This is a genomic window from Microbacterium limosum (genome assembly GCF_036324365.1).
GTDB classification, from domain to species: Bacteria; Actinomycetota; Actinomycetes; order Actinomycetales; family Microbacteriaceae; genus Microbacterium; species Microbacterium limosum.
On the sequence record NZ_CP137080.1, the window covers coordinates 1,437,419 to 1,452,158 of the forward strand.

At 69.5% G+C, this 14,740-nt stretch carries 14 protein-coding genes; 6 read left to right on the plus strand and 8 right to left on the minus strand.

What is annotated here, in order from left to right; all coding sequences use genetic code 11:
- The first annotated feature begins 36 nt into the window (after window positions 1–36).
- The 6 genes from tkt to pgl are packed head-to-tail and all read left to right on the plus strand — an operon-like array spanning window position 37 to window position 8,189.
- Window positions 37–2,133, plus strand: coding sequence for a transketolase (tkt, locus tag RYJ27_RS06985; protein ID WP_330169649.1), 2,097 nt, complete (start codon window positions 37–39; stop codon window positions 2,131–2,133).
- The gene (gene tal, locus RYJ27_RS06990; RefSeq protein ID WP_330169650.1) at window positions 2,130–3,248 is read left to right on the plus strand and encodes a transaldolase; all 1,119 of its coding nucleotides are present in this window, start codon (window positions 2,130–2,132) and stop codon (window positions 3,246–3,248) included. The genes tkt and tal overlap by 4 nt, the downstream gene beginning before the upstream one ends.
- Entirely contained in the window at window positions 3,245–4,876 is a 1,632-nt protein-coding gene (locus RYJ27_RS06995) for a glucose-6-phosphate isomerase (RefSeq protein ID WP_330169651.1), read from the plus strand. The genes tal and RYJ27_RS06995 overlap by 4 nt, the downstream gene beginning before the upstream one ends.
- A 37-nt stretch (window positions 4,877–4,913) precedes the next feature.
- On the plus strand, window positions 4,914–6,467 hold the full coding sequence (gene zwf / locus RYJ27_RS07000) for a glucose-6-phosphate dehydrogenase (protein WP_330169652.1): 1,554 nt from the start codon (window positions 4,914–4,916) through the stop codon (window positions 6,465–6,467).
- Complete coding sequence (locus RYJ27_RS07005; protein WP_330169653.1) at window positions 6,464–7,414, plus strand: glucose-6-phosphate dehydrogenase assembly protein OpcA; 951 nt, start codon at window positions 6,464–6,466, stop codon at window positions 7,412–7,414. The genes zwf and RYJ27_RS07005 overlap by 4 nt, the downstream gene beginning before the upstream one ends.
- Window positions 7,404–8,189, plus strand: coding sequence for a 6-phosphogluconolactonase (gene pgl / locus RYJ27_RS07010; protein ID WP_330169654.1), 786 nt, complete (start codon window positions 7,404–7,406; stop codon window positions 8,187–8,189). Before RYJ27_RS07005 ends, pgl begins: the two co-directional genes overlap by 11 nt.
- Window positions 8,190–8,246: 57 nt before the next feature.
- Here the strand turns inward: pgl and RYJ27_RS07015 are convergent, their stop codons facing one another.
- The 8 genes from RYJ27_RS07015 to rapZ form a co-directional block, all read right to left on the minus strand.
- Window positions 8,247–8,600 carry an RNA polymerase-binding protein RbpA gene (locus RYJ27_RS07015; protein ID WP_330169655.1) on the minus strand — a complete coding sequence of 118 codons (354 nt, stop codon included), beginning with the start codon at window positions 8,598–8,600 and terminating at the stop codon, window positions 8,247–8,249.
- Window positions 8,601–8,602: 2 nt separating this feature from the next.
- On the minus strand, window positions 8,603–8,851 hold the full coding sequence (gene secG, locus RYJ27_RS07020; RefSeq protein WP_330169656.1) for a preprotein translocase subunit SecG: 249 nt from the start codon (window positions 8,849–8,851) through the stop codon (window positions 8,603–8,605).
- A gap of 65 nt (window positions 8,852–8,916) precedes the next feature.
- Window positions 8,917–9,705 (minus strand): triose-phosphate isomerase, encoded by a 789-nt coding sequence (gene tpiA / locus RYJ27_RS07025; RefSeq protein WP_330169657.1) that lies wholly within the window; start codon window positions 9,703–9,705, stop codon window positions 8,917–8,919.
- Entirely contained in the window at window positions 9,696–10,910 is a 1,215-nt protein-coding gene (locus tag RYJ27_RS07030) for a phosphoglycerate kinase (protein WP_330169658.1), read from the minus strand. The genes tpiA and RYJ27_RS07030 overlap by 10 nt, the downstream gene beginning before the upstream one ends.
- Before the next feature lie 9 nt (window positions 10,911–10,919).
- Window positions 10,920–11,930, minus strand: a complete 1,011-nt coding sequence (gene gap / locus RYJ27_RS07035) for a type I glyceraldehyde-3-phosphate dehydrogenase (RefSeq protein ID WP_330169659.1) — start codon at window positions 11,928–11,930, stop codon at window positions 10,920–10,922.
- Between the two features lie 149 nt (window positions 11,931–12,079).
- Window positions 12,080–12,706 carry a superoxide dismutase gene (locus RYJ27_RS07040; protein ID WP_330169660.1) on the minus strand — a complete coding sequence of 209 codons (627 nt, stop codon included), beginning with the start codon at window positions 12,704–12,706 and terminating at the stop codon, window positions 12,080–12,082.
- Between the two features lie 110 nt (window positions 12,707–12,816).
- Entirely contained in the window at window positions 12,817–13,797 is a 981-nt protein-coding gene (gene whiA / locus RYJ27_RS07045) for a DNA-binding protein WhiA (RefSeq protein ID WP_330169661.1), read from the minus strand.
- Window positions 13,798–13,841: 44 nt separating this feature from the next.
- On the minus strand, window positions 13,842–14,720 hold the full coding sequence (gene rapZ, locus RYJ27_RS07050) for an RNase adapter RapZ (RefSeq protein WP_330169662.1): 879 nt from the start codon (window positions 14,718–14,720) through the stop codon (window positions 13,842–13,844).
- Between the last annotated feature and the right edge of the window lie 20 nt (window positions 14,721–14,740).

The following is a 14,740-nucleotide window of genomic DNA, read 5'->3' on the forward strand; positions in this document are numbered from 1 at the left end:
GCGCGGGCGCTCCCCCACCAAACGAAGGGCGGTCCGGTGTCGGAGCTGCGTTGGGATGAGATCGATGAGCGCGCCGTGGACACGGTTCGCGTTCTTGCTGCGGATGCGGTGGAGAAGGTGGGCAACGGCCACCCCGGAACCGCGATGAGCCTGGCTCCGGCCGCTTACCTGCTGTATCAGAAGGTGATGCGTCACGATCCGACGGACACGGGCTGGCTCGGGCGCGATCGGTTCATCCTCTCGGCCGGCCACTCCTCGCTGACGCAGTACGTGCAGCTGTACCTCGGCGGATTCGGTCTCGAGCTCGACGACCTCAAGGCGCTGCGCACGTGGGGCTCACTCACTCCGGGACACCCCGAGTACCGCCACACGAACGGCGTCGAGATCACGACCGGCCCGCTCGGGCAGGGTCTCGCGTCCTCCGTCGGTTTCGCCTACGCGGCGCGCTACGAGCGCGGGCTGTTCGACCCGGAGGCGGCCCCCGGCACGTCTCCCTTCGACCACTTCATCTACGTCATCGCCTCGGACGGCGACCTGCAGGAGGGCGTCACCGCTGAGGCCTCGTCGCTGGCGGGTCACCAGAAGCTCGGCAACCTCGTCGTCATCTACGACGCCAACCAGATCTCGATCGAGGACGACACCAACGTCGCGTTCACCGAGGATGTCGCGAAGCGGTACGAGGCGTACGGCTGGCAGGTTCAGACCGTCGACTGGAAGAAGACCGGCGAGTACGTCGAGGACGTCGCCGAGCTCTACAGCGCGATCGAGGCGGCGAAGGCCGAGACCGACAAGCCGTCGATCATCATCCTCAAGACCGTCATCGGCTGGCCCTCCCCGGGCAAGCAGAACACCGGCAAGATCCACGGATCCGCGCTCGGCGCCGACGAGCTCGCCGCGACGAAGAAGGTCCTCGGTTTCGACCCCGAGAAGAGCTTCGTCGTCGCCGACGACGTCCTCGCCCGCACTCGCGCCCTCGCCGAGCGAGGCGAGGCGGACAAGTCGGCCTGGCAGCAGGACTTCGACGCCTGGGCCGCCGCAAACCCCGAGCGCAAGGCGCTGCTCGACCGCGTGCTCGCCGGAGAGCTGCCCGACGGCATCCAGGAAGCTCTCCCCGTCTTCGAGCCGGGCAAGGACGTCTCCACCCGGGCGGCGTCGGGCAAGGTGCTCAATGCTCTCGCGGCGCACATGCCCGAGCTCTGGGGCGGATCGGCGGACCTCGCCGAGTCCAACCTCACCACCATCAACGGCGCCGCCTCGTTCATCCCGGAGGAATGGTCGACGCACGAATGGAGCGGCAACCCCTACGGGCGAGTCCTTCACTTCGGCATCCGCGAGCACGCGATGGGCTCGATCCTCAACGGCATCGTGCTGCACGGACCGACCCGCGCGTTCGGCGGGACGTTCCTCATCTTCAGCGACTACATGCGCCCGGCCGTGCGTCTGGCTGCGCTCATGGACATCCGCAGCATCTTCGTCTGGACGCACGACTCGATCGCCCTCGGCGAGGACGGCCCGACGCACCAGCCGATCGAGCAGCTCGCGACGCTCCGCGCGATCCCGAACTTCACGGTCGTTCGCCCCGCCGACGCCAACGAGACCGCCGCGGCATGGCTCGAGATCCTGCGCCGGCAGGGGGGCCCGGCCGGAATTGCGCTGACGCGCCAGAACATCCCCGTCTTCGACCGGGGCGAGGGCGACGCCGAGGGTGACACCTTCGCCTCGACGGCGGGCGTCGCCAAGGGCGCGTACGTGCTGGCGGAGGCCGCGAACGGAACCCCCGACGTGATCCTCATCGCCACGGGCTCAGAGGTGCAGATCGCCGTCGCCGCACGCGCGGCACTCGCCGAGCAGGGCGTCCACGCACGCGTCGTGTCGGCGCCGTCGCTCGAGTGGTTCGCCGAGCAGGACGCGAGCTACCGCGACGCCGTTCTGCCGCCGCACATCGGTGCTCGCGTATCGGTCGAGGCCGGCCTCGCGCTCGGCTGGCGGGAGCTCGTCGGCGACAAGGGCCGCTCGGTCTCGATCGAGCACTTCGGCGCCTCCGCCGACTACAAGACCCTCTACACCGAGTTCGGACTCACGCACGACGCCGTCGTACAGGCGGCTCTGGAGAGCATCAAGGAGAACGCATGAGCACCCCCACCGCACAGTTGACCGCCGCCGGTGTCAGCATCTGGCTCGACGACCTCTCCCGCGATCGGATCCGCACGGGCAACCTCGCCGAACTGATCGAGAGCCGCAACGTCAGCGGGGTCACGACGAACCCGACGATCTTCGCGGCCGCGCTCTCCAAGGGCGAGGCGTACGAGGAGCAGGTCGCGGCCCTCTCCGCGCGCGGCGCGAGCACCGATGAGGCCATCTTCGAGCTCACGACGGACGACGTCCGGGCCGCCTCCGACATCTTCCGCGGCGTCTACGACGCCACCGACGGCGTCGACGGCCGGGTCTCGATCGAGGTCTCCCCCGACCTCGCGCACGACACCGCGGCCACCGTTGCGGAGGCGCGCAAGCTCGCGGCGGCCGTCGACCGCCCGAACGCGCTGATCAAGATCCCCGCCACCAAGGCCGGACTCCCCGCCATCACCGAGGTGATCGGCGCGGGCATCAGCGTCAACGTGACGCTGATCTTCAGCCTGGAGCGGTACGCCGCGGTCATCGATGCCTACCTGTCGGGGCTCGAGAAGGCGCAGGCTGCCGGAATCGACCTCGCCGGCATCCAGTCCGTCGCGTCATTCTTCGTCTCGCGGGTGGACACCGAGGTCGACAAGCGCCTCGCGGAGATCGGCACGGAGGAGGCCGCCGCGCTGAAGGGCAAGGCGGGCATCGCCAATGCCCGTCTGGCGTTCGAGCTCTACCAGCGGGAGTTCGCGACGGACCGCGCCCAGGCCCTCCTCGCCGCGGGTGCGAACGTGCAGCGTCCCCTGTGGGCCTCGACCGGGGTCAAGGACCCCGCACTGCCCGACACCCTCTACGTCACCGAGCTCGTCACGGCCGGCACCGTAAACACGATGCCCGAGAAGACCCTCGAGGCCACCTTCGACCACGGTGTCATCAGGGGCGACACCATCACCGGCGCCTACGCCGAGGCGCACCAGGTCTTCGACGACCTCGCCGCCGCTGGGGTCGACATCGACGACGTGACGCAGGTGCTGGAGGACGAGGGCGTCGAGAAGTTCGTCGTCTCGTGGCGCGAGCTGCAGGACACGGTCAAGACTGCCCTGGCGGGTGCCGCGGAGACGACCCGATGAGCTTCGAGATCCACGTGTCGGGGGCCCCGAAGGCGGCCGTCGAGGCCACGGTACCGGCGCTCATCGCCGACCTCGTGGCCTCGCGGATCACCGCGGGCGATCCGACGCTGTGGGGTCCGGCAGCCGAGGAAGAGGCGTCGAAGCGGCTCGGCTGGGTCGATGCGGTCTCGATCTCGCGACCGCTCGTCGCCCCCATCGAGCGCCTCCGTGCCGAGTTCACGGCGCGCGGCGTCGATCGTTTCGTCCTCGCCGGGATGGGCGGATCATCCCTCGCGCCCGAGGTCATCACCCGCACCGCAGGCGTCCCGCTCGTGATCCTCGACTCGACGGCACCCGGGCAGGTCCTGGCGGCGCTCGACGGCGACAGCGAGTCCGGCGGACTCGAGCGCACGGCGCTCATCGTGTCGTCGAAGTCCGGCTCGACGGTGGAGACCGACTCGGCGCGGCGGACCTTCGAGGCCGCATTCCGCGACCTCGGCATCGACCCGGCCGAGCGCATCGTCGTCGTCACCGATCCCGGGTCCCCTCTGGACGCGTCCGCTCGCGAGGCCGGCTACCACGTCTTCAACGCCGACCCCAATGTCGGCGGGCGCTACTCGGCGCTCACCGCGTTCGGACTGGTGCCGTCGGGGCTTGCCGGCGCAGACATCGGCGAACTGCTCGACGAGGCCGACGCCACGCTGCTCGAGGTGGCCGTCGACAGCCCCGAGAACCCCGCACTCGCGCTGGGTGCCGCCATCGCGGCGACGCAGAACGCGGCCGGTGCGCGCAAGGACAAGCTCGGGCTCGTCTCCGACGGCACCCACATCGAGGGCCTGCCCGACTGGATCGAGCAGCTCATCGCGGAGTCGACGGGCAAGGACGGCACCGGCATCCTGCCCGTGGTCCTCCTCCCCGTCTCCCCCGAGCTCGAGGTCGAACTCCACGACCTGCTCGTCGCGCGACTCGTCGACGACGCCGCTCACTTCCGCATCCTGGAGCGCCACCCCGGCGAGGTGCTCGTGAGCGGCTCCCTGGGCGCGCAGCTCGTGGTCTGGGAGTACGCCACCGCGATCGCCGGCCGCCTCCTCGGCATCAACCCGTTCGACCAGCCCGATGTGGAATCGGCCAAGGTCGCCACCCGCGGTCTGCTCGAGCAGCGTCCCGAGCCGTCCGCGCCCGCCTTCGTCGTCGACGGCGTCGAGGTTCGCGTGAGCGAGCCGGAGCTCGCCGCGTCGGGAACGATCGCGGGCGTCCTCGACTCCCTCTGGTCCCGGCTCGGACCCGACGGGTACGTCTCGGTGCAGGCGTACGTCAACCGGCTGGAGATCCCCCAGCTCGCAGGACTGCGCGAACTCGTCGCGGCCGACTCCGGCCGGCCGACGACGTTCGGCTGGGGGCCTCGCTTCCTCCACTCCACGGGCCAGTATCACAAGGGCGGCCCCGCCACGGGCGTCTTCCTGCAGATCACCGAACGCACCGACGTCGACCTGGAGATCCCCGGCCTGCCCTTCACCTTCGGTCAGCTGATCGAAGCTCAGGCCGCGGGGGATGCCTCGGTCCTCGCCGCCCACGGACGCCCCGTCGTCACGCTCACGCTGACCGATCCCGCTGTCGACGTGCTCTCGCTCTTCGAAGCCGCGCAGTAGCTCGGGCCGACACCACGCAAGGACGGACCATCTCGCCATGCCACCCATCGAGATCTCGCGCGGACACAACCCCCTGCGCGACCCCGACGACCGCCGCCTGAACCGCATCGCAGGGCCCAGCGCGCTCGTGATCTTCGGCGTGACAGGAGACCTGTCGCGCAAGAAGCTCATGCCTGCGGTGTACGACCTCGCCAACCGCGGACTGCTTCCCCCGGGGTTCGCCCTGGTGGGTTTTGCACGCCGCGACTGGGAGGACCAGGACTTCGCCGCCGTCGTCTACGACGCCGTCAAGCAGCACGCGCGCACGCCCTTCCGTGAGGACACGTGGAATCAGCTGCTTCAGGGAATCCGGTTCGTCTCGGGCGAGTTCGACGACCCGGACGCCTTCGCCCGGCTTCGCCAGACCGTGGAGAAGCTCGACGTCGAGCGGGGCACGATGGGAAACCACGCCTACTACCTGTCGATCCCGCCCAAGGACTTCCCGCTCGTCGCACGTCAGCTCCGCGACTCGGGCCTCGTCGGGGAGGACGCCGCGGGAGACGATTCGTGGCGCCGGGTCGTGATCGAGAAGCCGTTCGGTCATGATCTCGCCTCCGCTCGAGCCCTCAACGAGGCGCTCGAGGTCGCGTTCCCCGCGGATTCGATCTTCCGCATCGACCACTATCTCGGCAAGGAGACGGTCCAGAACATCCTGGCGTTGCGCTTCGCCAACGAGCTGTACGAGCCGATCTGGAACCGCAACTACGTCGACCACGTGCAGATCACGATGGCCGAGGACATCGGCGTCGGCGGCCGGGCCGGATACTACGACGGCATCGGCGCCGCGCGGGATGTGATCCAGAACCACCTGCTGCAGCTGCTCGCCCTCACTGCGATGGAGGAGCCGATCAGCCTGGACGCCAGCCACCTCCGCGCCGAGAAGGAGAAGGTGCTGGCCGCTGTGGAGCTACCCGAGAATCTCGCCGAGGCCACGGCTCGCGGCCAGTACGCGGGCGGATGGCAGGGCGGCGAGAAGGTGCGCGGCTTCCTCGAGGAGGACGGCATGGACCCGTCCTCCACCACCGAGACCTTCGCCGCCATCAAGCTCGAGATCGCGACGCGCCGGTGGGCGGGAGTGCCCTTCTACCTCCGCACCGGCAAGCGCCTGGGCCGCCGCGTCACCGAGGTGGCCGTCGTGTTCAAGAGGGCTCCGCAGCACCTCTTCGCACGGAGCCAGACGCTCGAGCTCGGCCAGAACGCGCTCGTGATCCGCATCCAGCCCGACGAGGGCGTGACGATCCGTTTCGGGTCCAAGGTTCCCGGCGCCGGCACCCAGGTGCGCGACGTGACGATGGACTTTGGCTACGGGCACGCCTTCACGGAGGCGAGTCCCGAGGCGTACGAGAGGCTCATCCTCGACGTGCTCCTCGGCGAGCCACCCCTGTTCCCGCGTCACGAAGAGGTCGAACTCTCCTGGCGCATCCTGGACCCCGTCGAGGAGTTCTGGGCACAGGAGGGCGGCCCCGTCGAGCAATACAGCCCGGGCTCGTGGGGGCCGGCGTCCGCCGATGCCCTGCTCGCCCGTGACGGCCGCGTTTGGAGGCGCCCGTGATCATCGACCTGCCCGACACGACTGTCAGCAAGATCGCGCGTTCGCTCGTGTCGACGCGCGAGGAGGGCGGAGCCGTCGCGCTCGGCCGCGTGCTGACACTCGTCATCGCGACGCGACAGGGAGTCGCGGAGGATGCGATCGAGGCCGCCAACGACGCGTCCCGCGAGCATCCGATGCGGGTCATCGTGCTGATGACCGACGACGCCGGCGACGCCCGCCTCGACGCGCAGATCCGCGTCGGTGGCGACGCGGGTGCCAGCGAGGTCGTCGTGCTGCGTGCGCACGGCGACGCGGCATCCAACGAGGAGGCCCTCGTCACGGGGCTGCTGCTTCCGGACGCACCCGTGGTCGTCTGGTGGCCGGACACTCCCCCGGCGGTGCCCTCCTCCTCGCCGCTCGGCCGTATCGCCCAGCGCCGTATCACCGACGCATCCACCGGGCCCTTCGAACCGCGGCGTCTCCAGGAGCTCGGCGAGGTCTATGCTCCCGGCGACACCGACCTCGCCTGGACGCGGCTGACGCACTGGCGCGAGCAGCTCGCCGCCGTGCTCGACCAGCCGCCGTTCGACCCCGTCACGGGGGTTGAAGTGCGGGGAGCGAGCTCGTCTCCATCGACCGCGCTTCTCGCCGCGTGGCTGCGACTGAAGCTCGACGTGCCCGTCTCCTGGGAGTACATGCCCTCCGGCGAGTGGTCGGAGGGCATCAAGTCGGTGCGTCTCGTCCGCGACTCCGGCGACATCCTGCTCGAGCGTCCGAACCCGGGAGTGGCCTGCCTCACGCAACCGGGACAGCCGCGCCACGATCTCGTGCTCCCCCGGCGCACCCTTCGCGAATGCCTCGCGGAGGAACTGCGTCGCCTCGACCCCGACCTGCTGTATGGTCGGGTGATCAGCGAGGGGTGGTCGCTGCTGGCCCCCCCGACGAGCCGGGGGTCTGATGTCGTCTGAGCTTTCCGCCGAGAGGCGTGTCGTCGTCAGTGCCGACCGTGCCACCGTCGTAGACGTCGTCTCGCGGCGGCTCCTCGACAAACTCACGAGGCTCACGAACGAGAAGGAGCGAGTCCATCTCGCCCTCACGGGCGGGGGCGCGGGTATCGGGGTGCTCGCCGGCGTCGCCGACCACCCCGCGCGCGACCAGGTCGACTGGAGCCGCGTGCATTTCTGGTGGAGCGATGAGCGCTTCGTCCCCCAGCAGGATGCCGAGCGCAACGATCTCCAAGCACGCGCCGCTCTCCTCGACGTGCTGGACGTTCCCGAGGAGAACATCCATTCGATCGCGTCGACCGACTCGGGTCTCAGCGCAGAAGAGGCGGCAGAGCGCTATTCCGAGGAGCTCGCCCGGTTCGCCGACGACACCTCCGGCCTTCGGTGGCCGTCGTTCGACGTGTGCCTGCTGGGCGTCGGTCCCGACGCCCACATCGCCTCCCTCTTCCCGGATCGAGACGAGATCCGCGTGAGCGACAGCGGGGCGGTCGCCGTCCACGACTCCCCCAAGCCTCCGCCGACCCGTGTGACGCTGACCAGGCCGGTCATCAACGCGTCCCAGCGTGTCTGGCTCGTGCTCACGGGCGCCGAGAAGGCCTCCGCACTCGGTCTCGCGCTGGCGGGGGCCAGCTACCTGAGCGTTCCCGCCGCAGGCGCCAAGGGACGACGCAGCACGCTGTTCTTCGTCGATGTGGATGCCGCGGCCGAGGTTCCGGAAGAACTCATCGATCCCGACTGAGGATCCCGAAGTGCTCCCAGCCGCACTCCGGTCGTGGTCGACGGACGCGAGCGGGGACTACTGACCGCGGCGCTCCCGGAGCTGCTTCAGGGCGTCGTCGAGAAGCTGTGACGCCTCCTCGTCGGTGCGCCGCTCCTTCACATAGGCGAGGTGCGTCTTGTACGGCTCGGTCTTCGCGAGAGCGGGCGGGTTGGCCTTGTCGCGTCCCGCAGGCAGACCCGAGTGGGGGCTGTCGATGATGTCGGGGATCTCTTCGTCGGCGACTCCCGCTGCGAAGTAACGCACGGTCTCGTTGCCCAGGGAATCCCAGTACGACACGGCCACGCGCTCGGCGTGGAAACCGTGATCCTGCTCGCCCATCGGGCCGGCACCCACCCGAGTGCCGCGAATCGCGTTGCCGCCTGTCGCCATGTTTACAGTCCCTGAAACTTCGTGATGAGCCCGAGAGCAACGATCGTGACGAACCACACGAGGGCCAGCACGATCGTGAATCGGTTGAGGTTGCGCTCGGCGAGGCCCGACGAACCGAGCGCGGAGGTCATTCCGCCGCCGAACATGTCGGAAAGGCCGCCACCGCGGCCCTTGTGCAGGAGGATCAGCAGCGTCAGCAGCAGGCTCGTGAGGCCGAGCACCACCTGGAGGACGAATTCGAGAATCTGCACGAAGAGTAGGCCTTTCACACGGCCCCCCGGATGCGGGCGGGCCGTCGACAAGTATACGGGGACGCTCAGACGCCCACGTGCTTCTGGTAGCGGATGATCGCCGCGAACTCGTCGACCTTCAGGCTCGCGCCGCCGACGAGGGCGCCGTCCACATCGGGCTCTCGCATGAAGCCCGCGATGTTCGCCGCGGCCACAGATCCGCCGTACAGGATGCGGGTGCGCGCCGCCGCGTCCTCGCCCAGAGTGCCGGCGATGACGCCGCGAAGTGCGCGGCACACCTCCTGCGCCTGCTCGGGCGTCGCGGCCTGGCCGGACCCGATCGCCCAGACCGGCTCGTATGCGACCACGATCTCGGCGTCGGCCGAGACACCCGCGAGCGCCGTCCTGAGCTGTGCCGCGGGCACGGCACTGGCGCCGTGCTTCTCGAGGTCCTCCGCGGTCTCCCCCACGCAGATCACGGGCGCGAGACCGTGCCGGAGAGCGGCAGAGACCTTCGCACCGACGATCTCGTCGGTCTCGGCGTGGTGCTGCCGGCGCTCGGAGTGACCGATGATCACGTATGCGCAGTCGAGCTTTTTGAGGAACGCCCCCGACACCTCGCCGGTGTAGGGGCCCGAGTCGTGGGCCGAGACATCCTGTGCGCCGTGCGCGAACGCGATCTTGTCGGCGGAGATCAGCGTCTGCACGCTGCGGAGGCCGGTGAACGGCGGGAAGAGCGCCACCTCGACGCTCCCCGCCTCGTGGCCCGCGTCCTTCAACGCCCAGTCGAGCTTCTGAACGAAAGCGATCGCCTGCTGGTGATCGAGGTTCATCTTCCAGTTTCCCGCGATGAGCGGGGTGCGCGTCACTGCCATCCGAGGACCTCCAGTCCGGGGAGCTTCTTGCCCTCGAGGAACTCGAGGCTCGCGCCCCCGCCCGTCGAGATGTGTCCGAAATCGCTGTCGGCGAACCCGAGCTGGCGGACGGCGGCGGCCGAATCGCCGCCGCCCACGACCGACAGCCCGTCGACCTGAGTCAGGGCCTTCGCGATCGTCTTGGTGCCCGCGGCGAATGCGGGCATCTCGAACACGCCCATGGGGCCGTTCCAGAAGACCGTGCGGCTTGCGCGGATCGCCTCGGCGAAGGTGTGCGCCGTCGCCGGACCGATATCCAGGCCGATGCCGGTGGAGCCGAACCGGGTGCCCTCGAGCGCGTCCGCGGGGGCGACCACGTGGTCGGCGTCGGCTGCGAACCCCGAAGCCACGACAGCGTCGGCGGGAAGGATCAGCTCGACGCCGCGCTCACGTGCCGCGTCGATGTACCCGCGCACCGTGTCGAGCTGGTCGGCCTCGAGCAGGCTCGCGCCCACCTTGTGACCCTGAGCCGCGAGGAAGGTGAACATCATCCCGCCACCGACGAGGAGCTTGTCCACACGCGGAAGCAGGTGCGAGATCACACCGAGCTTGTCGCTCACCTTGGAACCGCCGAGCACGACGGTGTAGGGGCGCTCCGGGTTCTCGGTGAGGCGATCGAGCACGTCGAGCTCGGCGGCGATCAGCTGGCCTGCGGCCGAAGGCAGGATCTGTGCGAGGTCGTAGACGCTCGCCTGCTTGCGGTGCACGACGCCGAACCCGTCGGAGACGAGGGCGTCTCCGAGTTCGGCGAGCTGCCGCGCGAAGGCGCCGCGCTCCTCGTCGCTCTTGGAGGTCTCCCCCGGGTTGAATCGGAGGTTCTCGATCACCGCGACATCGCCGTCCTCGAGCGAGGACACCGCGTCATGCGCGGACTCGCCGACCGTGTCCCGCGCGAAGGCGACGGGCTTGCCCAGCAGCTCGGAGAGACGCTGGGCGACGGGCGCGAGGCTGTACTTCGCGTCGGGCGCGCCGTCGGGGCGACCGAGATGCGAGCAGACGACGAGGCGTGCCCCCTGACCGATGAGAGCGTTGAGGGTGGGCAGCGACGCCCGCACGCGGCCATCGTCCGTGATCTTCCCGTCCTTCAGGGGGACGTTCAGATCGCAGCGGACGATGACGCGCGTGCCGGCGAGCGACCCCAGCGATTCGAGGGTGCGCAGCGACATCGAAGGGCCTTACAGGCGCTCGCCGACGTACTCGGTGAGGTCGACGAGGCGGTTGGAGTAACCCCACTCGTTGTCGTACCAGCTCGACACCTTGACCAGGTTGCCGCTGACATTGGTGAGCTCGGCGTCGAAGATCGACGAGTGGGGGTTGAGCTGGATGTCGCTCGAGACGATGGGGTCCTCGGTGTACTCGAGGATGCCCTTGAGGCGTCCCTCCGCCGCGGCCTGCTTGTAGACGGCGTTGATCTGCTCGACGGTGAGGCCCTCGGTGGGCGTCACGATCGTGAGGTCGACGATCGATCCGGTGGGAACGGGAACGCGGTACGACGAGCCGCTCAGCTTGCCGTTGAGCTCGGGCAGCACCCGGCCGATGGCCTTGGCCGCGCCGGTCGAGGCCGGGACGATGTTGATGGCGGCACCGCGGGCACGACGGAGGTCGCTGTGGGGGCCGTCCTGCAGGTTCTGGTCGGCCGTGTACGCGTGGGCGGTCATCATGAAGCCGCGCTCGATGCCGAAGGCGTCGTTGAACACCTTGGCGAGCGGGGCGAGGCAGTTCGTGGTGCACGAGGCGTTCGAGATGATGACGTCGCTCGCGGCGTCGTAGGTCTCCTCGTTCACGCCCATCACGATGGTCGCGTCGTCGCCCGTCGCGGGGGCGGAGACGAGAACCTTCTTCGCCCCACCCGCGATGTGCTTCCTGGCGTCCTCGGCCTTGGTGAACCGACCGGTGGACTCGATGACGATGTCGACGCCGAGCTCGCCCCAGGGGAGGTTCGCGGGGTCGCGCTCCTCGAAGACACGGATGCGGTGGCCGCCGACCGTGATGGAGTCGCCGTCGTAGGTCACGTCCTGAGCGAGAGGGCCGCCGACCGAGTCGTACTTGAGCAGGTGAGCGAGCGACTTGTTGTCGGTCAGGTCGTTCACCGCCACGATCTCGAGGTCCGCGCCCTGCGCGAGGGCCGCGCGGAGGTAGTTGCGTCCGATGCGGCCGAAGCCGTTGATGCCGATCTTGACAGACACGGTTGTCTCCCGATTCTCGTCGCGCCGACGGCGCATTGTCGTCGCGCCCGCGGGCGCATTGCTACCGCGCCGGGGCGCGGTGTTGTGGGGGGTGGGAAGAGGATGCCGGGGCCCCCGGCAGGCGAGGGCCCCGCGGCATCCTCACCTCGTCACGACCCTACCAGCAGACCCGTCGTCTTCTCGCGGGCCACCTGAAAGCGCGTCTGGACGTCGGCCCAGTTCGCGATGTTCCAGAACGCCTTGACGTAGTCCGCGCGGACGTTCTTGTAGTCGAGGTAGTACGCGTGCTCCCAGACATCCAGCAGCAGCAGCGGAACCGAGCCCGCCGCGAACTGCGACTGCTGGTCGAAGAACTGCTGGATGATCAGGTTCTGACCGATCGAGTCCCAGAACAGACCCGCCCAGCCCGAGCCCTGGACGCCCATGGCCGCGGCGGTGAAGTGCGCCTGGAACTTGTCGAAGGAGCCGAAGTGATCGGAGATGGCCGACTCGAGGTCGCCGGTGGGCTTGTCTCCCCCGTTCGGCGAGAGGTTGGTCCAGAAGATGGAGTGGTTCGTGTGTCCGCCGAGATTGAACGCGAGGTCCTTCTCGAGCTTGTTGACGTTCGCGAAGTCGCCCTTGTCGCGGGCCTCCGCCAGCTGCTCGAGCGCCGTGTTGGCACCCGTCACGTAAGCCTGGTGGTGCTTGTCGTGGTGCAGCTGCATGATCGTCGCGCTGATGTGCGGCTCGAGCGCCGCGTAGTCGTAGGGCAGATCGGGCAGGGTGTACGTCGCCATATTCGCTTTCTCTCCTGTCGTGGCCACGCTCGCGCGCGGCGCGGATGACCTTCTCATCCTAGTGAGAGCCAACACGACCGACAGGGGGTTGCTTCCCGCTCCGGGGGAGATTACGACACGTCGGCGTCGGCGGGGATGCCGACGTCCGTGCCGGGGATGCCCTCGTCCTCCGCACGCTTGTCGGCCATCGCCAGCAGACGGCGGATGCGTCCGGCGACGGCGTCCTTCGTCAACGGCGGGTCGGCGTGGTGCCCGAGCTCGTCGAGGCTCGCCTCGCGGTGTGCGAGGCGGAGACGCCCCGCCTCGCGCAGGTGGTCGGGGATGTCCTCGCCGAGGATCTCCATGGCCCGCTCGACACGCGCGCACGCGGCGACCGCCGCCTGCGCGGAGCGCCGGAGGTTCGCGTCGTCGAAGTTGACCAGACGGTTCACCCCCGCGCGGACCTCCCGGCGCTGGCGCAGCTGTTCCCACTCCGCGGCCGCCCGCTGTGCGCCCATCGCGTGCAGGATGGCCCGGATGGCATCCCCGTCGCGCACGACGACGCGATGCACGGCCCGCACCTCCCGCGCCTTCGCCGCGACATCGAGGCGGTGAGCCGCCCCGACGAGCGCCATCGCGACCTCGGACGACGGGCACGTCACCTCGAGCGCCGCGGACCGCCCCGGATCGGTGAGGGTCCCCGCGGCGAGGAACGCGCCCCGCCACAGCGCCGAGAGGTCGTCGCGAGAGCCCGTCGTCAGCTTGTTGGGCAGGCCCCGCACGGGGCGCCGGCGCTGGTCGAGAAGGCCCGTCTGGCGCGCCAGCGTCTCGCCGCCCTCGCGCACGCGGACGATGAAGTGGCCCTCCTGGCGAGACGAAGACGCCTGGACGCGGCCCAGTTCCGGCCGGACGCCGTACAGCTCGATGATGTCCCTCGCCGCCCGCCGGGCGAGCGCCTCGGAGTCCAGTTCGGCCTCGATGGCCATCTTGCCGGCGATGGAGTGCAGGCCGCCGGAGAACCGCAGCAGGGCCGTCACCTCCGCGACGCGCGCCTGCGGACGCGGGTCGCGGACCGTCATCAACTCGGCCTTGACATCGGCGGTTAGGGGCACGGCTCTCCTCATTGCTGGCCGGTCGGTCGGGGAACCTGCCTAGCTTACTCGCGCCCCAGATCGCGATGCTTCACGCGCACGGCGACACCCGGCAGGGAACGCAGTCTCTGCGCGAGCTCAATCGCCATCGCCACCGACCGGTGCTTGCCGCCCGTGCATCCCACGGCGACGGTCGAGTGCCGCTTATTCTCCCGCTGGTATCCGGCGATGACGGGCGCGAGGGCGTCGGCGTAGGAGTCGAGGAACTGCGCGGCCCCCTCCTGGGCGAGGACGAAGTCGCGAACCGATTCGTCCTGCCCCGTCAGGGCGCGAAGGTCGGAGTTCCAGAACGGATTGGGGAGGAACCGCATGTCGGCGACGAGATCGGCATCGGGAGGCAGCCCGTACTTGAACCCGAAGCTCTGGATCGTCAGCGTGTGCTTGGCCGATCCGGCCTCCGAGAACAGCTCCCCGACCGTCGTCGCCAGCTGGTGGATGTTGAACGTGCTCGTGTCGACGATGAGATCCGCACTCTCGCGCATAGGCGCCATCCGCCGCCGCTCGACGGCGATCCCGTCGAGGATCGTCCCCTCGCCCTGGAGAGGGTGCGGGCGGCGCACGGCCTCGAAACGACGGACGAGCACATCGTGCGCCGCGTCGAGGAAGACCACTCGCACGCGGCGCCCCTCGCGCAGGCGCTCCATGACCTCCGGAAGGCGTTCGAAGAGCTCGCGCCCGCGAACGTCGACGACGGCGGCGACCCGCGGCAGCGCGCCGCCGACCATTCCCGAGAGATCGAGCAGCGGTCGCAGCATCTGCGGGGGCAGGTTGTCGACGACGTACCAGTCGAGATCCTCCAGGGCGTTCGCGACGGTCGAGCGCCCGGCGCCCGACATCCCCGTCACGATGAGCACTTCGCCCGCGTCGCCGTCCGCCTCAGTCATCGCTCCCACCCGGTTCGTCG